This window comes from Ensifer soli (assembly GCF_041928815.1).
Classification (GTDB): Bacteria; Pseudomonadota; Alphaproteobacteria; order Rhizobiales; family Rhizobiaceae; genus JBHFEI01.
In genome coordinates this window covers 95005-115906 of the sequence record NZ_JBHFEI010000010.1, presented here as the reverse complement: position 1 = coordinate 115906, position 20902 = coordinate 95005, and the positions used below count along the sequence as shown (strand labels likewise).

General features: G+C 67.4%; 21 protein-coding genes and 1 pseudogene. 11 read left to right on the top strand and 11 right to left on the bottom strand.

What is annotated here, in order from left to right; all coding sequences use genetic code 11:
• Positions 1-6: 6 nt before the first annotated feature.
• Positions 7-1050, top strand: coding sequence for a trans-3-hydroxy-L-proline dehydratase (locus ACEVQ6_RS16260; protein ID WP_374890075.1), 1044 nt, complete (start codon positions 7-9; stop codon positions 1048-1050).
• Positions 1051-1057: 7 nt separating this feature from the next.
• Here ACEVQ6_RS16260 and fabI read toward each other — a convergent pair whose 3' ends face one another.
• The 3 genes from fabI to fabA are packed head-to-tail and all read right to left on the bottom strand — an operon-like array spanning position 1058 to position 3652.
• A complete protein-coding gene (gene fabI, locus ACEVQ6_RS16255; RefSeq protein WP_374890074.1) occupies positions 1058-1864 on the bottom strand; it encodes an enoyl-ACP reductase FabI in 807 nt (268 codons plus the stop codon).
• A 4-nt stretch (positions 1865-1868) separates the two neighbouring features.
• On the bottom strand, positions 1869-3092 hold the full coding sequence (gene fabB, locus ACEVQ6_RS16250) for a beta-ketoacyl-ACP synthase I (RefSeq protein WP_374890073.1): 1224 nt from the start codon (positions 3090-3092) through the stop codon (positions 1869-1871).
• Between the two features lie 44 nt (positions 3093-3136).
• Positions 3137-3652: a 3-hydroxyacyl-[acyl-carrier-protein] dehydratase FabA gene (gene fabA / locus ACEVQ6_RS16245; protein ID WP_374890072.1), complete on the bottom strand. Its 516-nt coding sequence runs from the start codon at positions 3650-3652 to the stop codon at positions 3137-3139.
• A gap of 303 nt (positions 3653-3955) precedes the next feature.
• On the opposite strand from fabA, the gene irrA reads away from it, so the two are divergent.
• Positions 3956-4375: an iron response transcriptional regulator IrrA gene (gene irrA, locus ACEVQ6_RS16240; protein ID WP_374890071.1), complete on the top strand. Its 420-nt coding sequence runs from the start codon at positions 3956-3958 to the stop codon at positions 4373-4375.
• Between the two features lie 23 nt (positions 4376-4398).
• Here the strand turns inward: irrA and ACEVQ6_RS16235 are convergent, their stop codons facing one another.
• Complete coding sequence (locus tag ACEVQ6_RS16235; protein ID WP_374890070.1) at positions 4399-5034, bottom strand: trimeric intracellular cation channel family protein; 636 nt, start codon at positions 5032-5034, stop codon at positions 4399-4401.
• Positions 5031-6203, bottom strand: coding sequence for a TMEM43 family protein (locus ACEVQ6_RS16230; protein WP_374890069.1), 1173 nt, complete (start codon positions 6201-6203; stop codon positions 5031-5033). Before ACEVQ6_RS16230 ends, ACEVQ6_RS16235 begins: the two co-directional genes overlap by 4 nt.
• Before the next feature lie 489 nt (positions 6204-6692).
• Here ACEVQ6_RS16230 and ACEVQ6_RS16225 point away from each other — a divergent pair, with 489 nt between their 5' ends.
• On the top strand, positions 6693-7949 hold the full coding sequence (locus ACEVQ6_RS16225) for an aminopeptidase (RefSeq protein ID WP_374890068.1): 1257 nt from the start codon (positions 6693-6695) through the stop codon (positions 7947-7949).
• Positions 7950-8115: 166 nt separating this feature from the next.
• Here ACEVQ6_RS16225 and ACEVQ6_RS16220 read toward each other — a convergent pair whose 3' ends face one another.
• Together ACEVQ6_RS16220 and xseA are read right to left on the bottom strand one after the other, a co-directional pair.
• On the bottom strand, positions 8116-8706 hold the full coding sequence (locus ACEVQ6_RS16220) for an NAD(P)H-dependent oxidoreductase (RefSeq protein WP_374890067.1): 591 nt from the start codon (positions 8704-8706) through the stop codon (positions 8116-8118).
• Between the two features lie 209 nt (positions 8707-8915).
• Positions 8916-10538 (bottom strand): exodeoxyribonuclease VII large subunit, encoded by a 1623-nt coding sequence (gene xseA / locus ACEVQ6_RS16215; RefSeq protein WP_374890066.1) that lies wholly within the window; start codon positions 10536-10538, stop codon positions 8916-8918.
• A gap of 135 nt (positions 10539-10673) precedes the next feature.
• Between xseA and ACEVQ6_RS16210 the strand changes: the two genes are divergently transcribed.
• Together ACEVQ6_RS16210 and ACEVQ6_RS16205 are read left to right on the top strand one after the other, a co-directional pair.
• Entirely contained in the window at positions 10674-10940 is a 267-nt protein-coding gene (locus ACEVQ6_RS16210; protein WP_374890065.1) for a spike base protein, RCAP_Rcc01079 family, read from the top strand.
• 95 nt (positions 10941-11035) lie between these two features.
• The gene (locus ACEVQ6_RS16205; protein ID WP_374890064.1) at positions 11036-11275 is read left to right on the top strand and encodes a hypothetical protein; all 240 of its coding nucleotides are present in this window, start codon (positions 11036-11038) and stop codon (positions 11273-11275) included.
• 4 nt (positions 11276-11279) lie between these two features.
• Here the strand turns inward: ACEVQ6_RS16205 and ACEVQ6_RS16200 are convergent, their stop codons facing one another.
• Positions 11280-12266, bottom strand: a complete 987-nt coding sequence (locus tag ACEVQ6_RS16200; protein WP_374890063.1) for a Gfo/Idh/MocA family protein — start codon at positions 12264-12266, stop codon at positions 11280-11282.
• A 184-nt stretch (positions 12267-12450) separates the two neighbouring features.
• On the opposite strand from ACEVQ6_RS16200, the gene ACEVQ6_RS16195 reads away from it, so the two are divergent.
• On the top strand, positions 12451-13401 hold the full coding sequence (locus tag ACEVQ6_RS16195; protein WP_374890062.1) for an aldo/keto reductase: 951 nt from the start codon (positions 12451-12453) through the stop codon (positions 13399-13401).
• Positions 13398-13847 carry a GNAT family N-acetyltransferase gene (locus ACEVQ6_RS16190; RefSeq protein ID WP_374890061.1) on the top strand — a complete coding sequence of 150 codons (450 nt, stop codon included), beginning with the start codon at positions 13398-13400 and terminating at the stop codon, positions 13845-13847. Before ACEVQ6_RS16195 ends, ACEVQ6_RS16190 begins: the two co-directional genes overlap by 4 nt.
• Here the strand turns inward: ACEVQ6_RS16190 and ACEVQ6_RS16185 are convergent.
• Both ACEVQ6_RS16185 and ACEVQ6_RS16180 read right to left on the bottom strand, forming a co-directional pair.
• Positions 13823-14455 (bottom strand): hypothetical protein, encoded by a 633-nt coding sequence (locus tag ACEVQ6_RS16185; protein WP_374890060.1) that lies wholly within the window; start codon positions 14453-14455, stop codon positions 13823-13825. The two genes, ACEVQ6_RS16190 and ACEVQ6_RS16185, sit on opposite strands and share 25 nt — an antisense overlap.
• 88 nt (positions 14456-14543) lie before the next feature.
• Positions 14544-15932, bottom strand: coding sequence for a pyridoxal phosphate-dependent aminotransferase (locus tag ACEVQ6_RS16180; RefSeq protein WP_374890059.1), 1389 nt, complete (start codon positions 15930-15932; stop codon positions 14544-14546).
• A gap of 135 nt (positions 15933-16067) precedes the next feature.
• Between ACEVQ6_RS16180 and ACEVQ6_RS16175 the strand changes: the two genes are divergently transcribed.
• The 4 genes and pseudogenes from ACEVQ6_RS16175 (at position 16068) to otsA (ending at position 19770) form a co-directional block, all read left to right on the top strand.
• On the top strand, positions 16068-16769 hold the full coding sequence (locus tag ACEVQ6_RS16175) for a GntR family transcriptional regulator (RefSeq protein ID WP_374890058.1): 702 nt from the start codon (positions 16068-16070) through the stop codon (positions 16767-16769).
• 150 nt (positions 16770-16919) lie between these two features.
• Positions 16920-17255 (top strand): hypothetical protein, encoded by a 336-nt coding sequence (locus ACEVQ6_RS16170; RefSeq protein WP_374890057.1) that lies wholly within the window; start codon positions 16920-16922, stop codon positions 17253-17255.
• A 177-nt stretch (positions 17256-17432) separates the two neighbouring features.
• Positions 17433-18114: pseudogene (locus tag ACEVQ6_RS16165) on the top strand (IS5/IS1182 family transposase); the annotation flags it as partial.
• 276 nt (positions 18115-18390) lie between these two features.
• Positions 18391-19770 carry an alpha,alpha-trehalose-phosphate synthase (UDP-forming) gene (otsA, locus tag ACEVQ6_RS16160; RefSeq protein WP_374890056.1) on the top strand — a complete coding sequence of 460 codons (1380 nt, stop codon included), beginning with the start codon at positions 18391-18393 and terminating at the stop codon, positions 19768-19770.
• A gap of 9 nt (positions 19771-19779) precedes the next feature.
• On the opposite strand, the gene ACEVQ6_RS16155 is transcribed toward otsA, so the two are convergent.
• Positions 19780-20598, bottom strand: a complete 819-nt coding sequence (locus tag ACEVQ6_RS16155) for a bifunctional allantoicase/(S)-ureidoglycine aminohydrolase (RefSeq protein ID WP_374890055.1) — start codon at positions 20596-20598, stop codon at positions 19780-19782.
• Between the last annotated feature and the right edge of the window lie 304 nt (positions 20599-20902).

Below are 20902 nucleotides of genomic sequence, written 5' to 3'. Positions count from 1 at the left end.
GTGGTCATGCGCACCACCAGGGTCGTCCATGTCGTCAGCTGCCATGCCGAGGGCGAAGTCGGCGACGTGATCGTCGGCGGGGTCGCGCCACCGCCGGGCGAGACGGTCTGGGAGCAGAGCCGCTTCATCGCCTGCGACCAGACCCTGCGCGACTTCGTCCTCAACGAACCGCGCGGCGGCGTCTTCCGCCACGTGAACCTGCTGGTGCCGCCGAAGAACCCAAAGGCCCAGATGGGCTGGATCATCATGGAGCCGGAGGACACGCCGCCCATGTCCGGCTCCAATTCGATCTGCGTCGCCACCGTGCTGCTCGACGCCGGCATCCTGCCGATGACCGAGCCTCAGACACGGCTGGTGCTGGAGGCGCCGGCCGGGCTGATCGAGGTTGTCGCCGATTGCCGCGACGGCAAGGCCGAGCGCATCACCGTCACCAATGTCCCGTCCTTCGCCGCAAGCCTCGACGTGTCGCTCGATGTTCCCGGCATCGGACCGCTGACCGTCGACACCGCCTATGGCGGCGACAGTTTCGTCATCGTCGACGCCGCGGCGCTCGGCTTCTCGCTGGAAGCACACGAGGCCCGCGCTCTGGCGGAAACCGGCATCGCCATCACCAATTCCGCCAATGCCGCGCTCGGCTTTCACCATCCGGACAATCCCGACTGGAAACACATCTCCTTCTGCGCCTTCGCCGGCCCTGTCGAACGGACGGAAGCAGGGTTGACCACGCGCTCGGCGGTGGCGATCCAGCCCGGCAAGATCGACCGGTCGCCGACCGGCACGGCGATCTCGGCGCGCATGGCGGTGCTGCACGCGCGCGGACTGATGCAGGCGGGGGAGAGCCTGACCGCCCGCTCGATCATCGGCTCGACCTTCACCGGCCGCATCGCCGGCGAAACCACGGTGGGGGACAACACGCCGGCGATCATCCCGACGATCTCGGGCCGCGCCTGGATCACCGGCACGCACCAGCACATGCTCGACCCCGGCGATCCCTGGCCGGGCGGCTACAAGGTCTCGGACACCTGGCCGGACCTGACGTCGAGGAAATGACGCCGGATTACTCGGCGTCGGCCCGGCGCAGCGTGTCGAGCACCGGCATCGAGGTGATGTTGTAGCCGCTGTCGACATAGTGGATCTCGCCGGTGACGCCGCCCGAGAGATCGGACAGCAGGTAGACGGCGGAATTGCCGACATCCTCGATCGTCACGGTCTTGCGCAGCGGTGCGTTCTTCTGCTGCCAGGAGAGCATCGCACGGGCGTCCGAGATGCCGGCGCCGGCAAGCGTGCGGATCGGTCCGGCCGAGATCGCGTTGACGCGGATGCCCCTCGGGCCGTAATCGGCGGCGAGGTAGCGCACGGAGGCTTCCAGCGCCGCCTTGGCGACGCCCATCACGTTGTAGTTCGGCATGACCCGCACAGAGCCGCCATAGGTCAGCGTCAGCATCGTGCCGCCCGGCCCCATCAGGTCCGCGGCGCGCCGGGCGATCTCGGTGAAGGAGAAGCAGGAGATCACCATGGTGCGGCTGAAATTGTCGCGGCTCGTGTCGGCGTAAAGCCCCTTCAGCTCGTTCTTGTCGGAAAAGCCGATGGCATGCACGACGAAATCGAGGCTGCCCCAGCGCTCCTTCAGCGCCGCGATCGTCGCGTCGACCGAGGCGATGTCCTCGACGTCGCAGGGGACGACGAAATCGGAGCCGAGTTCGGCAGCCAGCGGCTTCACCCGCTTGCCGAGCGCCTCGCCCTGGTAGGTGAAGGCGAGTTCCGCCCCTTGCGCGCAGGCCGCCCGGGCGATTCCCCAGGCGATCGAGTGGTTGTTGGCGACGCCCATGACGAGGCCGCGCTTTCCCTGCATCAGTCCCGCCATGGTCTTATCCGTTGTAGCGCTGGAACACGAGGGTGGCGTTGGTGCCGCCGAAACCGAAGGAGTTCGAGAGAACGGTGTCGATCCTGGCATTGTCGATGCGCTTGCGCACGATCGGCACGCCCTCGAATTCCGGATCGAGCGTCTCGATATGGGCGCTCTCGCCGATGAAGCCACCCTGCATCATCAGGAGCGCGTAGATCGATTCCTGCGCCCCCGCCGCGCCCAGCGAATGGCCGGTCTGCGACTTGGTCGACTGGATATGGGGCATCTTCTCACCGAAGACCTCGCGGATCGCGCCGATCTCCTTGCTATCGCCGACCGGCGTCGACGTGCCGTGGGTGTTGATGTAGTCGACCTCGCCCTTCACCGTCGAGAGCGCCTGGCGCATGCAGCGCGCCGCACCCTCGCCGGACGGCGCCACCATGTCGTAGCCGTCCGACGTCGCGCCGTAGCCGGTCAGTTCGGCGTAGATCTTGGCGCCGCGGGCCTTGGCGCGCTCCAGTTCCTCGAGCACAAGCACGCCGGCGCCGCCGGCGATGACGAAACCATCGCGGTCCGCGTCGTAGGCGCGCGAGGCGACCGCCGGGCGGTCGTTGAATTTCGACGACATGGCGCCCATCGCGTCGAAGAGGTTCGACATGGTCCAGTCGAGGTCCTCATGGCCGCCGGCGAACATCACGTCCTGCTTGCCCCACTGGATCATCTCGGCCGCGTTGCCGATGCAGTGGGCGGAGGTGGAGCAGGCCGACGAGATCGAATAGTTGACGCCGTGGATCTTGAACCAGGTGGCGAGCGTGGCGGAAGCCGTCGACGACATCGACTTCGGCACGGCGAAGGGGCCGATCCGCTTCGGGCTCATGTTCTTGCGGGTGATGTCGGCGGCCTCGATCAGCGTGCGGGTCGAGGGACCGCCGGACCCCATGATGATGCCGGTGCGCGGATTGCCGCCGACATCGGCCTCCTCGAGGCCTGAATCGGCGATCGCCTGCTTCATCGCCACATGGTTCCAGGCGCCGCCCTGCGACAGGAAGCGCATGGCGCGGCGATCGACCAGATCCGTCGGGTCGAGCGTCGGCGCGCCCCAGACCTGGCAGCGGAAGCCGTATTCGGCGAAGTCGGGCGAGGCGGTGATGCCGGAACGGCCGTCGTAGAGGGATGCCTGAACCTCCTCGGCCGTGCTTCCGATCGAGGACACGATGCCCAGACCCGTGACAACTACCCGTCTCATGGCGTCTTTCCCTTGTTGCTCGTTTTTACCGCCGGGCGGAACGCTCAGGCGGCCTTTTGCTGGAACAGCCCGACCCTGAGGTCGGTCGCCTTGTAGATGGTCTCGCCGTCGGCCTTCATCCAGCCGTCGGCGATGCCGAGGACGAGGCGGCCGCGCACGACGCGCTTGAAATCGACACCGTATTCCACGAGTTTCGTCTCAGGCGTGACCATGCCGGTGAACTTCACCTCGCCGGTCGAGAGCGCCCGGCCCTTGCCGGGCTCGCCGAGCCAGCCGAGGAAGAAGCCGGTCAGCTGCCAGAGCGCGTCGAGGCCGAGGCAGCCCGGCATCACCGGATCGCCGTGGAAATGGCAGGGGAAGAACCAGAGATCCGGCGTGATGTCGAATTCGGCGCGCGCGAACCCCTTGTCGTTCGGGCCACCCGTCTCGGAGATTTCGGTGATCCGGTTGAACATCAGCATCGGCGGAAGCGGAAGCTGCGCGTTGCCCGGACCGAAAAGCTCGCCCCGGCCGCACTTAAGGATCTCTTCGTAGGTGAAGCTCGATTGTCTGCCCGTCATGATCGAAGAAATCCCCAGTCCTCTGTCATCGGTTTCGCTTTAGCGCAAACACGCCTCGAATTGAAGCGCGCCACCCGGCCGAGCGCCGAGGCTGCGGTGGCCTGTTGCGCGGTCGCATACAGGATCGGGCTGTCATGGGCCAGTCATAAATCCGCTCCCGAACCGCCGGGAACGTTAATTTTCGTGCCGTCGACGGCAATCCGGCCGGCTATTGAAAGAATGGACGGCAAAAGTTATATCGGTAATCCAATCTTCCTGTACAATGCTTGCCGGGCAAACAGGTTTCAAACGGGTCCGATGCCGATGATGCATGAGAGCGAGACACGTGCCGAGGAGCGGCTGCGCCGGTCTGGCCTGCGCCCGACGCGCCAGCGCGTGGCGCTTGCCGGCCTGATCTTCGCCAAGGGCGACCGGCATCTTACGGTCGAGGAACTGCACGAGGAGGCGGTCGAGGCCGGCGTGCCGGTGTCGCTCGCGACCGTCTACAACACGCTGCACCAGTTCACCGAGGCCGGCATGATCCGCGTTCTCGCCGTCGAGAGCGCGCGCACCTATTTCGACACCAACGTCTCCGACCACCACCACTTCTTCATCGAGGGCCGCAACGAGGTGCTCGACATCCCGGTGAACAACATCGCGATCGACAACCTGCCGGAACCGCCGGAGGGCATGGAAATCGCCCATGTCGACGTGATCATCCGGCTACGCCCGAAGCGGGCCTGAGCACGCACGCCTTCGGCTTCAATCTACATCACATCGTCGGGATGGCGTCCGGGCGCCGACTTTCCCGTCGGCAGCGTCCAGCCGAAGACGAGGGCGCCGCCGCGCACGGCAAAGGCCGTCAGCAGGCCCGCGACCGAGGCGGCCGGCATCGGCAGGCCGATCCAGAGTGTAGCGACGAAGACGCCGGCGCCGGCGAGCGCCGCCGTCACATAGACCTCCGGCCGCAGCAGCACCGAGGGTTCGTGGGCGAGAAGATCGCGGAGGATGCCGCCGAAGGTCGCGGTCAGCACGCCGGTGACGATCGCGACGGAGGCCGATCCGGTCGCCGCCAGTCCCTTCGCCGCCCCCATGACGCAATAGGCGGAAAGGCCGACCGCATCGAGCCAGACCAGCCAGCGGTAGCGCGACTGCGCCCGGGGCGCGAGGAAGAAAACGACGACCGCGACCGCCGAGCAGACGAGCAGATAGATCGGGTTCTTCACCCAGAACACCGGCCCCGCCGACAGGACGAGATCGCGCAGCGTGCCGCCGCCCACGCCCGTGACGGTCGCGAGGAAGAGGTAGCCGATGATGTCGAGCTGCTTGCGCGAGGCGGCAAGCGCCCCGGTCGCGGCAAAGACAGCGACGCCGGCATAGTCGAGGATGTCGAGGATGGTCATGGGCGGCCGAAGGTGACCGGCGCGGGCGCGGCCTTCCGGCGGCGCAGCGCCGCGACGAGGGCGGCGGCGGCAAGCGCCGCGGCGAGGATGCCGAGCGCCAATAGCGGCCGGTAGGCGATCCAGGCGAGCGCGATCACGACCCCGCCGACGACGAGCGCCAGGACCAGCGCGAGAACCGACGTGCCGAAGCGGACGATGCCGCCGAGAAAGGGCACGACGTCGGCGGCGATGCCGAGGATGGAGAGCGCCATGGCGAAGGCGAGGAACAGGCCGAACACGCCGCCCAGGCGCACCAGCCAGGTGACCAGCCGGTTTTCCGCACGCGCGGTGGCGAACATCGCCTCCGCCGGCACCCGCCCGTTTTCGGCGAGCAGCAGCGCACGCCCGTTCGAGGCACGATAGGCGGTGATCGCATCGCCCTGCTGCGCGCCGACAAGGCTCGCCTCGGCGATGTCGAGCCGGGTGAAGCCGATGCGCAGATCGCCGATCGCAGGGCTCGCGAGGCTGCGGGAAGCGATCACCAGCGTGCCGGCGTCGCGGATCGCCTGCCGACCGCCGAAGAGCGCGCGCCCGCGCGCCTCGATGTCGCCGGGCAGGGTGGCGGGCTGCGGCGCGGCCTCGGCGGCGAGCACCGCACCGTCCACCGAAAAGGCACCGACGGCGGCCCGCGGCACCGTGAAGCGCGCGCTTTCCACGGGAAAGGCCGGATTGTCGTGGCCCGCCTGGCGGAAGCCGGAGGAATCGACCGCGCCCGAGCGCCAGTCGCGCCGGTAGGAATAGGTGGTGACCGTTTCCTCGCCGCCGCCGAGGGTCGTGCGCGTCTCGCTGCGGCTGTCCTCCACCCACTGGAACATCTCGACGTGGCGCGACAGGCCGACCGCACCCTCGGCGCCGACACCGAACATCGGGTCCGCCGGAACGGAACCCGGCGTCACCCGGCCGGAGACATGGACGAGGCGCCCCTCGTTCGCGGGATCGACAGCTTCGGCACCGACATCGGTGACGAGGCTCGCGCCTTCGGCGAGCGCACGGTAGACCGCGACGGAGCGCCCCTCGTTCCACGAGAGCAGCCAGACCATGGCGACGAGAAGAAGCGGCCCGACGAGGAGGCCGACGAGGCCGCTTTTCAGCCGTGAAAACCACGATGTCCTGACGGTTTCCGTGACCATCCTCGCCTCCGCCCTTGACCGGGGTCAAGGAGAACGCGCGGCGGAAGGCGGTGTCAAGCCTGCGATGCTACGACGGACGCCGGGGCGCGGGACGTCGCTTGGAAACGCCCCGCGCCCACGGTCCGCCATGCCGGCTGAACAAGGCATGGTCGGTGGAAGGAAGCCGAAATCATTTCGGACGACGCGGTGGGCGCATCATGCTGCGAAGCGGCAAACCGGGAGGGCAGCGCCCACGGCGTGCCTGGTCCGGATGCCTCAGGGAGGGGTCGCCGGCATGATGTTGCCGCCCGGACCCCGCTTCGTCCACCGTTGCCCCGAGAGTATCGGTCGCCGATTGCAGTCGGGTTAAAGAGTTCGTTCATATTTTAGACATCGGCCCGGCTTTTAGACATCGGCCCGGTGCGTGAAAATCCCCGCCCACCCTTTCTCGATCCGCGCCCTTGCACTAGATGTGGGGAAACGCCGAGACAAACGCCGCGAGGACAGACGATGACCCTCCATTCCCATCCCGCCACCCTTCCGATCGATCCCGTCAAGCTGGAGCGGCTCGCCGAAGTCGCGATCAGGGTGGGCCTCAGGCTCGAGCGCGGCCAGGACCTCGTCATCACCGCGCCGATCGCGGCGCTGCCGCTGGTGCGCGAGATCACGCGGCACGCCTATCTCGCCGGCGCCGGCCTCGTCACCACCTTCTACAGCGACGAGGAGACGACGCTCGCGCGCTATCGCCATGCGCCGGACGAAAGCTTCGACCGCGCCTCCGGCTGGCTCTACGAGGGCATGGCGAAGGCCTATGCCGGCGGTGCGGCCCGGCTGGCGATCTCCGGCGACAATCCGATGATGCTGGCGGCGGAAGACCCGGCCAGGGTCGCGCGCGCCAACAAGGCCAATTCGATCGCCTACAAGCCGGCGCTGGAGAAGATCTCCAACTTCGACATCAACTGGAACATCGTCTCCTTCCCGAACCCGGCCTGGGCGCGGCAGGTGTTCCCGGACGACCCGGAGCCGGTGGCGGTGGAAAAGCTCGCCAACGCGATCTTCGCAGCCTCGCGCGTCGACGTCGCCGATCCGGTCGCGGCCTGGGAGGCGCACAATGCGGGCCTTGCCCGTCGCTCGGCCTGGCTGAACGGCGAGCGTTTCGCGGCGCTGCATTTCACCGGCCCCGGCACGGACCTGACGGTCGGCCTCGCCGACGGCCATGAGTGGCACGGTGGCGCCTCGACGGCGAAGAACGGCATCACCTGCAATCCCAACATCCCGACCGAGGAGGTCTTCACCACGCCGCATGCGCTGCGCGTCGAGGGCCATGTGTCAAGCACCAAGCCGCTGTCGCACCAGGGCACGCTGATCGACGAGATCAGCGTGCGCTTCGAGGGCGGCCGCATCGTCGAGGCAAAGGCATCCAAGGGCGAGCAAGTGCTGAACAAGGTGCTCGACACCGACGAGGGCGCGCGCCGCCTCGGCGAGGTGGCGCTGGTGCCCCATTCCTCGCCGATCTCGAAGAGCGGCATCCTGTTCTTCAACACGCTCTTCGACGAGAACGCCTCCTGCCACATCGCGCTCGGCCAGTGCTACTCGAAGTGCTTCCTCGACGGCGCCTCGCTGACGCCGGAACAGATCGCCGCCCAGGGCGGCAATGCGAGCCTGATCCACATCGACTGGATGATCGGCTCCGACAAGGTCGACATCGACGGCATCGCCGCCGACGGCAGCCGCACGCCGGTGATGCGCAAGGGCGAATGGGCCTGACGGACGCCGGAGCATTTCCGGTGAAAGCGAAATCACCTGAAATGCTCCCTGTCCTGTCGTGACCGTCTCGTCCGGCATCGACACGATCGCGCTCCGGCTCGAAATGCCGAAGCCTTTCTGCTCTTGCCGCAGTGTCCGAAGCGGGAGCGCTCCGGCTCGAAATGCGTCAGAGGCGGGCCGCGGCCTTGCGCACCTTTTCAAGATGGGCGGCCCGCCGCGCGGCATCGGCGCGATCCATGTCGTGAAGCGTCAGCATGCGGAAATCGAGCTTCGGCGCGCAGAAAGCGCCGATGCCGCGTTTCAGCAGCCTGCGCACCGGATTTCCCATGTAGAGGTGGACGACCCACCAGGGCGATCCCGTCGTGGTGAAGACCCAGAGATGGCGGATATTGCTCAGGCGCGGCACGATCCTCCCGCCGGCCGTGTCATGGTCGAAGGCGACGCCGGGCACGAAGACGCGGTCGACATAGCCCTTGAGGATCGCCGGCAGGTTGAACCACCATTGCGGGAAGACGAGGAAGAGCGCGTCGGCCGCCCTGAGGCGCGCCACCATCGCCTCGACCCCTGAATGATCGTAGGGCGTGTCGAAATAGCCCGCCCGTTCCGCCGATGTCAGCCGAGGGTCGAAATCCTCGGCATAGAGGTCGAGGCGGTCCACCGCATGGCCCGACGCGACGAGACCCTCTTCGAGCGTCGCGGCGACGGCGGCGGCGAAGCTGCCGGCAAGCGGATGGGCAAGGACGATCAGGACGCGCATCGGCGAAAAAACCTAAAGCATCTTCAGCCGACGTGGGATCGCTTCGGCGTCGGACGATGCGGCAGAAACAAAAGGACAGGGCATCTCCAGCCGGGGCGGGATCGCCCTGATCTCGGACACCGGATTGAAGACATATGCGGGACGCCTCTCGATCGATCGGGTTTTCACCGGAAATACGCGCGTTGCGGGACGCGTCCGGCACGCCCGCGTCAAAAGAGGCTGCCCTGTTCGGGTCCCCCCGCCGGCCTTGCCCGGCTCCCGCGCCTGCGCGGCGAGGGTGCCGCCTCGTCGCCCGCCTGATCGACGGCAGCCTCGATCCCTGCCTGCCGCGCTCCGATCGTCGCGCCGACGCGACCGTCGGTGAACTCGATAGACACCGCCATGCCTTCGCCGACGCCGGCTGCGGCCGGCACGGGGACGCCCGCCGCATCGCGCACCAGCGCATAGCCGCGCTTCAGCACGGCCCGGTAGGACAGCGAGCCGAGCATGCGCGCCTGTGCTTCGAGACCCGCGCGCCGGCCGGCAAGCCCGGCGGCGAGCGCGCGGGCGCCGCGCGCGTGAAGACCGTCGAGCCGGTCGCGCCCCCGGTCGATCCGCCCGGACAGGCGGTCGTCTGCGCCGCGCAATGCGACGGAGGCCGCAAGAAGCCGCGAACGGCGCGTCGTCACCATCCGGTCGACGAGACGCGCGGCGACGGCCATCCGTTCGGAGAGCCTCCGGCGGCGCTCGGAGAAGGCGGCGGCCAGCCGTTCGGGGCGCAGGTCCGATGCCGCGCGCTCGAAGCTGCGGCGCTTGTTGCCCGTGTTCATCTCCAGCCCCCGTCCGAGGCGCGCGGTCGCCTCGTCCAGCCGCCGGCGCGGCAGGGCAAGCAGCTGGTCGAGCGAGGGCAGCGCCCGGGCGACGGCGCGCAGGGCCTGCCGGCGCTGCTCCGCCTGGCGGCGGACGGCGGCGGACAGGCGGGCGGAAAGTCCGGCGAGCGCCGCTTCGAGGTCGGCGCGCACGGGCACGGCCATTTCGGCGGCCCCGGTCGGCGTCGGCGCGCGCAGGTCGGCGGCATGGTCGATCAGCGTCCAGTCGGTCTCGTGGCCGACGGCGGAGATCAGCGGGATCGTCGACGCGGCGGCGGCGCGCACCACCGCCTCGTCGTTGAAGCCCCAGAGGTCCTCCAGGCTGCCGCCGCCGCGCGCGACGATCAGCACGTCCGGCCGCGCGACCGGGCCGCCTTGGAGAAGCGCATTGAAGCCCTCGATCGCGGCGGCGACCTCCGTGCCCGATCCCTCGCCCTGCACCCGCACCGGCCAGACGACGACATGCACGGGGAAGCGGTCGCGGATGCGGTGCAGGATATCGCGGATGACGGCGCCCGTCGGCGAGGTGACGACGCCGATGACGCCGGGCATGTGCGGGATGGGCCGCTTGCGCGCCGGATCGAACAGGCCCTCGGCGGCGAAGCGCCGCTTGCGCTCCTCCAGAAGCGCCATCAGCGCGCCCTGGCCGGCCGGCTCCATCTGCTCGATGACGATCTGGTACTTCGACGAACCGGGGAAGGTCGTCACCTTGCCGGTGGCGATCACCTCCATGCCCTCCTCCGGGCGGAAGCGCAGCCGTCCCATCGTGCCCTTCCAGATCACCGCATCGATGCGGGCCCGTTCGTCCTTCAGCGAGAAATAGGCATGGCCCGAGGAATGCGGCCCGCGATAGCCGGAGATCTCGCCGCGCACGCGCACCTGGTCGAAGGCTTGCTCGACCGTCCGCTTGATCGAGCCCGACAGTTCGGAGACGGAATATTCCGCGAGATTCGAGGGCGAATCGGAGGGAAGAAGGCTGCTCATGGGTGAATTCTGCGCCGCCGCGCCGGCAAAGGCCAGCAGGGGCCGCGCACCGTCAACAGGCTTTCGCCGTCCCCGTCATCCCCGGCGGCGGCCGGCGGCGTATCCTGCCTGCGGGTTCATCCACCAGGAAAGGACATGCCGATGACCGACCGCTTCGCCCATCACGTCCCCACGCTTGCCGATCCGGCGACCCATGGCTTCGCCGTGACGCCGGACGACGGCGCCGACCTCGAGGAACCGAGCCGCGCCGTCTATGTCGGGCTCGGCGGCGCGCTTGCCGTGCGCATGCTCTCCGGCCAGTCCGTCACCCTCGAGGTTCCCGCGGGCAGCCTGCTGCCGATCCGCGTCGTCCGGGTGCTTTCCACCGGCACGACGGCGGACGGGATCGTCGCCTTCGTGTGATCTCCGGGATCCGACGGAAGGACGGCAACGCATGACGCGGAACCTTCGGCCCCGTCATGCGTTGCCGAACATCGCCGAGGAGAGTGAGACAGCCCATGACGATCGCCGCCGCCGGCTTCCTGCTTGCCCTCACCGCCGCCCGGATCGGCACAGCGCGCGCTTTTCTCGTCACGATCGGCGGCCTTCTCGCCGCCTATATCGCGGCAGTGCTGGTGCCGGGCGCAGACGCACCGCCCGGGGGACTGTTGACGGCGCTTGCCGGCTTCAATGCCGGCGTCTTCGCCGGCATCGCCGGCGCGGCCGCGGTTGCGCGCCGGCGGCAGCGGGCCGTGTGACGCGTCAGACCGGTTCCCAGCCGTCCTTCTCGCTGGCGCGATAGATCGCGTCGATGTGCTTCTGGTTGTTGACCGAGCTTTCGAGCGTCACCAGTTCCTCGTCCTCGCCGGCAGCGGCGCGTGCGAAGGCCTCGACCTGAAGCCGGTACTGCCGGCAATCCTGGTAGCGGAAGAAGCGTGACTCGCCGTGGCTCTGGTTGGTGAGTTCCAGTTCCTCCGCGCCATAGCGGTTGGCGTTGAATGGCGATTTCACCTCGATATAGCCCTCGGTGCCGTGGAAGACCATCACCTGTCGCGCCGCGAGCTGGGTGGCGATGTAGAAGCTGAGCTCGAAATCGCCGAAGTCCGAGCGCACGCTCGAATAGATGTCCGTGCCGAAGACCGGGTCGCGCTCGGTCGTCGCCTGGACGCGCAGCGGCTCCTTGCCGGTGACGAAGCGGGTTGAGATCGTTGGATAGACGCCAATGTCCGGCAGGCCGCCGCCGCCGAGCGACGGGATGTTGCGCATGTTGCCGGGGTCGCGGTTGAAATAGGTGAAGGCGCCCTGCACGTGGCGCAGCCGGCCGATCGCGCCTTCCTGGAGGAGCGCGCGCACCTTGCGCCAGACGGGGCTGTAGGTGACCATGAAGGCCTCGGAGACGATCACCTTGTTGCGGTCGCGCGCGGCGATCACCGGCGCGATCTCGTCGGCATGCAGGCCGAGCGGCTTTTCGACGAGCACATGCTTGCCGGCATCCGCCGCCTTGATCGCCCATTCGACATGCTGCGAGGTCGGCAGCGGGATATAGACCGCGTCGATCGTGTCGGAGGCGAGCATCTCCTCGTAGGAACCGAAGGCATGCGGCACGGAGAAGCGGTCGGCGACCTCGCGGGCGCGGGCAGCGTCGCGGCTGGCGATCGCGGTCACCACGCAGGTCTCGGCGTCCTGGATCGCGGGAATGACGAGTTCGCGGCCGATCTTGGCCGTCGACAGAATACCGAAACGCAGCATGAGCCTCTCCTCCTGGCAATGACGGCGCACCATAGGATCGGCCGGGCCGGCCGGCAAGCGGCGCGGGCTCCTACCGGGCCTTGCGGGCTTTCGCTTCGGGCCGGACGGGTCTATGTCTGTCATCCGGCCGTCGCCGGCGGCGGCGAGGATCGGCCGCACCGTCAGCCTTCACGGGGATCTTTCCATGCAGAACCGCAGTCTCGGCCGCACCGGCCTCGCCATCGCGCCTCTCGTCTTCGGCGGCAACGTCTTCGGCTGGACCGCCGACAAGGCGACGTCCTTCGCCCTGCTCGACCAGTTCGTCGATGCCGGCTTCAACGCCATCGACACGGCGGATGTCTATTCCGCCTGGGCGCCGGGCAATGCCGGCGGCGAGTCGGAGACGATCATCGGCGAATGGATGAAACGCTCGAAGATCGATCGCGACCGGGTGGTGATCGTCACCAAGGTCGGCTCGGATCTCGGGGACAACCGCAAGGGCCTTTCGGCGCGCTGGATCGCCGAGGCGGTCGAGGCCTCGCTGACGCGGCTTCAGACCGACCATGTCGACCTCTATCTCTCCCACTGGCCGGATGCCGGAACGCCCTACGAGGAGACGCTCGGCGCCTATGACCGCCTGCTGAAGGCGGGCAAGGTGCGTGCCATCGGCGCTTCGAACCTCGATTCGGCGCAGCTTCGTGCCGCCCTCGACGTCTCGGCCGCGACGGGCCTGCCGCGCTACGACGTGCTGCAGCCCGAATACAATCTCTACGACCGCGACGGCTTCGACGGCCCCTTGCGCAATCTCTGCCTTTCGGAGGAGATCGGCGTCATCACCTATTACAGCCTCGCCTCCGGCTTCCTCACCGGCAAGTACCGCTCGCATAAGGACATCGAGGGCAAGACGCGGGGCCAGGCGGCGGCGAAGTATCTCGACGGGCGCGGCATGCGCATCCTCGGCGCGCTCGATGCCGTCGCCGACGCCACCGGCAGCACGCCGGCGACGATCGCGCTCGCCTGGCTGATGGCGCGCAAGGGCGTCACCGCGCCGATCGCCAGCGCGACGACGCCGGAACAGCTGACGGCGCTGACCAAGGCCGCGCGGCTGGCGCTGTCCGACGAGATGATCCGCATGCTCTCGGACGCCAGCGAATGAGCGTCGCCATCCGCGACCCCCGTGCGACGGACCATGGGGAATGGCTGGCGCTGTGGAACGGCTATCTCGCCTTCTACGCCGTCGACCTCGACCCGGCCGTGACGGCCGCGACCTGGGCGCGCATCCTCGACCCCGCGGAGCGCATGACCATGCGCGTCGCCGAGGTCGACGGGCGGCTCGTCGGCTTCGCCATCCACCACCATCACGATTCGACCTGGGTCGCGACGCCGGACTGCTATCTGGAAGACCTCTTCGTCGACGCGCAAAGCCGCGGCCACGGCGTCGGTCGGGCGCTTCTCGACGACCTCGTCGCGATCTGCCGCGAGAAGGGCTGGTCGCGGCTCTACTGGCACACGAACGAGGCCAACGAACGGGCCCGCGCCCTCTATGATAGCTTTGTCCCCTCAGACGGGCATGTGCGCTACCGGATGAGCATCGCGCCCTGAAACGCCGGAAAACCCGGATAGAGGGCGGAATGATCGCCCGCATGGTTGTCCATGCCCGGACGGGTAAGGATACCGCGCGGCGCGGCATAGGAGCGGATCAGCCGCTCCGGCGCCTCCTGCCACCTTATGTTGACCGCCCAGAGCTTCGGGAAGAAGCAGAGCGAACCATAGGGCAGGTGATCGTGGATCCACCAGGCGAGCCCCTGCCAGCCGCCGTCCTCCGGATGCCGGTCATGGGTGAGCGGCACCACGACGCAGGCCGTCGCGCCCATATGGCCGTCCGCGTCGCGCCGGTCCCAGATGTGGTCGGCGGCGCTGGCCGCATTCGAGGCGCAGTTGAGCCTGTTGCGGTTGCCGAAATCATTGACGGCGGCGTTGCGATAGGCGGAGCGGATGTGCAGGCGCCCGAACGAGGCCTGCAGCGGCTCCAGCAGGTCTTCGCAGAGTTTTCGCCCGGCGGCGATCGCCAGGTCGGGATCGTCGGGCAGGTTGGGGATACGATAGAAGTCGGCGATCTCCGAATGGAGGAAATCGCGGAAGAAGAAATTTTCTGACAGCCGGACGCGGCCGAGTGCCTCCAGCGCCTTCATCGATCCCGGCCGTCTCATGCGCCTTGCCTCCTCGTTCAGGAAGGCGCAGCATGACGCCGGCGGCGACGGGACGCCACCCGGTTTCGCGGATGGCGTCCGTTCTCGACTATTCGGCCGCGTCGAGGACCGCCGGCGTGGCGCGGCGGGCCTTCAGCTTTTCGATGATCTGACGACCGCGCGCCGTGCCGATCTTCTCGAAGAAGGCGGCGACCGGCTCGATATAGTCGCCGGCCTGCGCCTCGGCGATCGCCAGCGGCAGCGCTTTCCGGAACGCCTCGAAGCAGGCGATGTCCGGATGCGAATAGTTGAGGCGGAGATAGTCGGCCGCCTTGACGTCGCCGAGCCCGTCGCCCGGAATGGCGGCGACCTTGTGCTTCAACAGGCCAACCGTGATCTCCTGCGCCGTCACGCCGGTGCCGGCGACATCGATCATCATGCAGAAACCGTAGGACGGCTTCACCGGAATGGCGACGCCCGGCGTCGCGGCGACGGTCTCCTCGATATGGGCGTAGTTGCGCCGGATCGTTTCTGTGCTCGCGGCGAGGTAGTCCGTGTCCTGCATGGCGGCGAGCGCCGCATACTGGCCGGGATAGTTGATGTGGATCTTGGTGATCTCCATCTTGGTGAGGAAGGCGCCGCGCAGGAGGCCCGGGTGGCCTGCCATGAAGCCGACGCGGATCGCCGGCATGCCATAGCCCTTCGACATGCCGCTGACCGAGATGACGTGGTCCATCGGCGTCTCGGCCGAATGCAGCGAGGCCATCGGAATCTGTTGCGCCGACGCATCGGTCCGGTGGGTGTTGTGGGTGATGTTGTTGAAGATGACGAGACCGTGGCGGCGGGCGATCTCGGCGAGCGCCAGAAGTTCCTCCCTCGTCTGAACCGTGCCGAACGGGTTGATCGGGTCGCAGACGACGATCATCTTGGTGCGCTCGGTGATCTTCGCCTCGACCTCGGCCGGCTGCAGCCGGTAGCCGTTGCCCTCGTTCAGCTCGATCGGCACGACCTTGGCGCCGCAGGCCTCGGCGGCGGGGACGAAGTGGAAATAGCCGGGATCGGTGGCGATCACCTCGTCGCCTTCGTCGAGGAAGGTCATGTAGGTATAGCCGATACCGCCCTGCGCGCCCTCGACGCCCATGACCTCGAAATCGGCACCGAGGCTGCGGCCGAACTTCTTCTCCGCCACCAGTGTCTTCAGTTCCGGCAAGCAGTCCGGCGGATAGATCGCGAGCTTCTCATGGGTCGAGGCCTTGAGGAAGGCGTCGAGCGCCGCCCTGGACGGACCGATATGGTTGGCCATGTAGCCCATGTCGTAGTAGCCGGCGCCGGTGACGTTGTAGACGCCGCCCGGGGCGACGTCGTCCCAGTTCAGCCCGAGAATGTCGATCGCCGTCTTGAAGGTGAAGTAGTTGCCCATACCCTGCGGATGGTGAAGCAGCGTCTTCGCCCGCTTCGACAGCAGCCGCTCCTGCATCGCCCTGATCGTCTCGCTCATCGTTCGTCCCTCCGGATGGATCCGCCTTTTCTCTGCCGACCGTACTGTCGACAGCGCTGACGAATGATTGACCCGATTTCTTGTGCGCGTCAAGGCGCCATGCTATCGACGGCGGAACATCAGGAAGGAGCCGGCGTGGCGAAGGCGGGCGAGAGGACGGTGGCGGTGCCGGAAAACACGGTGGACCGTGCCTACCAGCACATCCGCGAGCGGACCGTGCGCTTCGGCTACCGGCCCGGCGAGCGGATCAACGAGGTGGAGCTTGCGGCCTTTCTCGGCATGAGCCGGGCACCGGTGCGCGAAGCCCTGAACCGGCTGATCGCCGACGGCCTCGTCGTCATGGAGCCCGGACGCGGCTTCTTCTGCCGCAGGCTGAGCGCCACCGAGATCGCCGAACTTTATGCGGTGCGCGCCGATCTCGAGGTCTCCGCCGTGCGCCGGGCCTGCGCGGTGGCCGACCCCGACGCCGTCGACGCGATCGCGGCCGACTGGCGGGCGAGCGCGGAACGACAGGCCGACAGCACGCTCGACGAACTGGTCAATGCCGACGAGACCTTCCATATCCGGCTGGCGGGGCTCGCGGGCAATGCCGAGCGGCTGCGCTATCTCGCCAACATCAATGCGCGCATCCGCTTCGTCCGCTACATCAACCTCGAAGAACCCGCGCGCCGCGATGCCTCGCTCGGTGAGCACGCGCTGATCCTCTCCGCCGTCCGCGCCCGCGACGCCGAGGCTGCCGCCGCGCTCGTCGCCGGGCATCTTTCGATCCGCTCGCAGGAGATACTGGCGCATATCCATACCGGCCTGGCACGAATCTATGCCAGCGACGTGGCATAAAAGCGTCTGCTTACAAAGAGCGCGTATAGGCCCGAACCGGGCCTATACGCGGTGTGCATTCGCAATCACGGGAAATGCTCTGAATCCTTCTTTTTGTCGCATTCTCCGATGCCGAAGGGATCACGCTTCGGCTGGAAATGCTCTAAAACCATGACGGCCATGGCCCTCGTCAGCCTTGCGATCGGCGGATGCGGTGTGCCGACACAGTCGGGCGACGACAATTTTCAAATGGTCATCGCCAAAGATTCCGCCATACGCCAAAGTCAGGTCGCCGCCTGTGCCGCTCGCATCGAACGTCGTGCACCGTCTGGCGTAATCCAGGATATTTCCCCTATACTCAACGTCTCCGCCGCGAACACGCCACGGGTGTTCCGCAAACGCACAGCCGACGCCGTTGCCGCAAAACGCGTGACATTTAGGGAGTTCATGGCAGCCGAACGTGGCAGCCGATCTCCCGATGTGATGCGCACCCTCAAAGGTCGCTAAAGCGTGTCCCGCAAAGGTGTGCAGCGGCTTTGCGAAAAGACACGCGCAAAAACAAAGACTAAAGCGTACGAGCGAATCTGAAAGATCGCGATACGCTTTGGGCTGAAGAATCACTTCGGGGATCCGGGATTCCGTTTTGGCGGCGCGTCAGATTCGAGACCGACGTCCGGGCTCGGTGATGGGCACCGGTCTATTGATGCCGTGCCATGGCTGGCCCGGTAGAATGCGCGCGGGCGCGATCTGCCGGAGGATCGATCGGGCCTTCTCGGACGGTGACGCGATGTTCCTGTCGTCGGACCGGACAGGCTGTGTCCAACCAGGGTCTTGGAGCCACGGCCATTGATCCGAACCTGAAATGGCTTGCGATCGATGCGACAATCCTCCGCGCGCAGCCTCGGGCCGGCGGCGGCCGACGAGAAAGGGAGTGGGCAGGCTCAGGCTCCCGCTCGCTCCCGCGCGGATCAGGCAGCGGGATCCAAGCAGCCGTCGACGTGTCCGGCCTTCCGGTCCGCGTCCACCCGGACCTGGCCGGCAGAACGGCATGCCCCTGCCTGCGCCCTCGTCAGGGGCATGCCGGCCAGACAGAGGCAGGCAGCCTGCATGACACCATCCTCGAACAGGGCGGCGAACCGGTCATTCCACCGTGCCGGCATCGCACGTACCCGCATGCTTGCGATCGCATCGCTTGCAAGGCCCGCTGGGGCATTCGGAGTTTCCTCGCCAAGCTCAGGCAGCGGTGACGGGTCGCCACGCGCTGCGACAAAATCGCTGCCAAAATCACCGGGTTCATTAAGATCGCCACATCATGCTATGGCTCCCAGGATGCGAGTGTCACCACAGCGCAGGGCATTTCCGGTGAGGCTGGACCACCCGACATGCTCTCGCCGTCTGTTTTCAGGGGCAGTGTCCGACGCCGAGGCGGGGGCACTTCATCGCGCCGGGGGCTGGCCTTCCGCGCGGAAAGCACGTCCCCGCCGATGGAAATGCCGGGCGCGCCGACCGGGATGTCTGCCGCGATGCAACGGACGAGCGGGGCCGGGCGTTTGAAGAGGGCAATGTCCAGCAATATGGCCGCGGCAGGTCCGCGGTCGAGAGCATCCGGGCTGTTCCGGCAAAATTATGAAAGGGCTCTGTCATGGGTCGCCTGATCGTCGTCTCCAACCGCGTTCCGCTTCCCGCCAAAGATGGATCGCCGCCGGCGGGCGGCCTCGCGGTCGCCCTGCAGGCGGCCCTCAAGGAGCGCGGCGGCATCTGGATGGGGTGGTCGGGCAAGACCAGCGCCGAGGCCGAGCCGGGGCCGCTGGCGATCGAGGAGCGCGATGCCATCACCTATGCGCTCACCGACCTGACGGCCACCGACGTCGAGGAATACTATCACGGCTTCGCCAACCGCGTGCTCTGGCCGCTCTGCCACTACCGCATGGACCTCGCCGAATATGGCCGCAAGGAAATGGCCGGCTATTTCCGCGTCAACCGTTTCTTCGCCCATCGCCTCGCGCCGCTGATTAAGCCCGACGACGTGATCTGGATCCACGACTACCACCTGATCCCGCTTGCCGCCGAACTCCGGCAGATGGGCTTCAGCAACCGGATCGGCTTCTTCCTGCACATTCCCTGGCCGCCCGCCGATCTCGTCGTGATGATGCCGGCGCATCAGGAGATCGTGCGCGGCCTTGCCTATTGCGACCTCGTCGGCTTCCAGACCGACTACGACCTGCAGAACTTCGCCGGCTACCTCCGGCGCGAGGAGATCGGTGACGAGGTCGGCCCCGGCCGCTTCCGCTCGCACGGACGCATGTTCCGGGCCGCCGCCTATCCGATCAGCATCGAGACGGCCGCCTTCGCCGCCTTCGCGGGCAAGGCCATGGCGAGCAGCATGGTGCGCAAGGCGCAGCAGAGCGTCGAGGGCCGCGACCTGATCATCGGTGTCGACCGGCTCGACTATTCGAAGGGCATCACCCAGCGCCTCGAGGCCTTCGAGCGCTTCGTCGTCACCAATCCCGGCTACCAGAACAAGGTGACCTTCCTGCAGGTGACGCCGAAGTCACGCTCGGAAGTGCCGGAATACGAGCAGATGCAGAAGATGGTGGCGGAACAGGCGGGCCGGATCAACGGCGCCATCGGCACGGTCGACTGGGTGCCGATCCGCTACATCAACCGCTCGATCGGCCGCAACCTGCTTGCCGGCCTCTACCGTCTGGCGAGCGTCGGCTACGTCACGCCGCTGCGCGACGGCATGAACCTCGTCGCCAAGGAATATGTCGCCGCGCAGGATCCGGAAAAGCCCGGCGTGCTGGTGCTGTCGCGCTTCGCCGGGGCAGCGCGCGAGCTGAAGGGCGCCCTGCTCGTCAATCCCTACGACACCGAAGGGACGGCAAACGCGCTGGCGAAGGCGCTGTCCATGCCGCTTGCGGAACGGAAGGAACGCTGGCGCGCCATGATGGACCACCTGCTCGCCCATGACGTCGCGGCCTGGTGCCAGGGCTTCCTCGACGACCTGACCGCCGGGGCATGAGGCCGCCGGTCAGAGATCCGGATGGCGGTTGACGTCCTTGTAGAGGAGGTAGCGGAACCGCCCGGGGCCGCCGGCATAGCAGGCCTGCGGGCAATAGGAGCGCAGCCACATATAGTCCCCCGCCTCGACCTCGACCCAGTCGCGGTTCAGCCGGTAGACCGCCTTGCCTTCCAGCACGTAGAGCCCGTGCTCCATGATATGCGTCTCCATGAAGGGAATGGAGGCGCCAGGCTCGAAGCTGACGATGTTGAGGTGCATGTCGTAGCGCACGTCGTCGGCATCGAGGAAGCGCGTCGTGCCCCAGCGCCCGTCCGTTCCCGGCATCGCGTCGAAGGCGCAGTCGCTCTCGTGGGTGAAGACGGCCGGCGGCGGATCGAGACCTTCGACCACCTTGAAGGCCTTGCGCACCCAGTGGAATCGGATCGGCACAGTGCCGTCATTGGCAAAGCTCCAGGCGGCGCCCGCCGGCAGGTAGGCGAACGAGCCGGGCCTCAGGGCGTGGGCCACACCCTCGTGGGTCAGGCTGCCCTCCCCCTCGACGACGAAGATCGCCGCCTCGGCGCGGCGGTCGGGCTCGGGCCTAACGCTGCCGCCGCCGGGCTTCACCTCGACGATATATTGCGAGAAGGTCTCGGCGAAGCCGCTCAGCGGACGCGAGAGGATCCAGGCGCGGGTGCCCGACCAGTGCGGCAGCACGCTGGTGACGATGTCGCTCATCACCGATTTCGGGATCACCGCATAGGCGGTGGTGAACACCGCCTTGCTGGAAAGCGTCTGCGTCTGCGGCGGCAGGCCTCCGACGTCGGAGAAATACGGGCTGTCGGTCATCACGTCAGGGTCCGGCTGCTCGGTTGCGATGGGCATGGAGTCTAGGGGCAGAGCCCCGTCGCTGGCAATCCCGCGGCATCGGTGCGGTGGCCTCGATCGGAAGCGCCTGACAAAACCTCGCAGGACCGGCTGTCCGACGCTTTTCGTTACCCGCTTCGTTGCCAATCGTGGCCGATGCGCTTCAGCATCGCCCGCGGTCGGCGCCTTGCAAGGCGACGGAACTCCCTCGGTCATCCTCAACCCGGAGGTCTTGTCAGGCGCTCTTAGGCGGGAACGCACGCCGGCGCAAGCCTTTCCGGCGGTT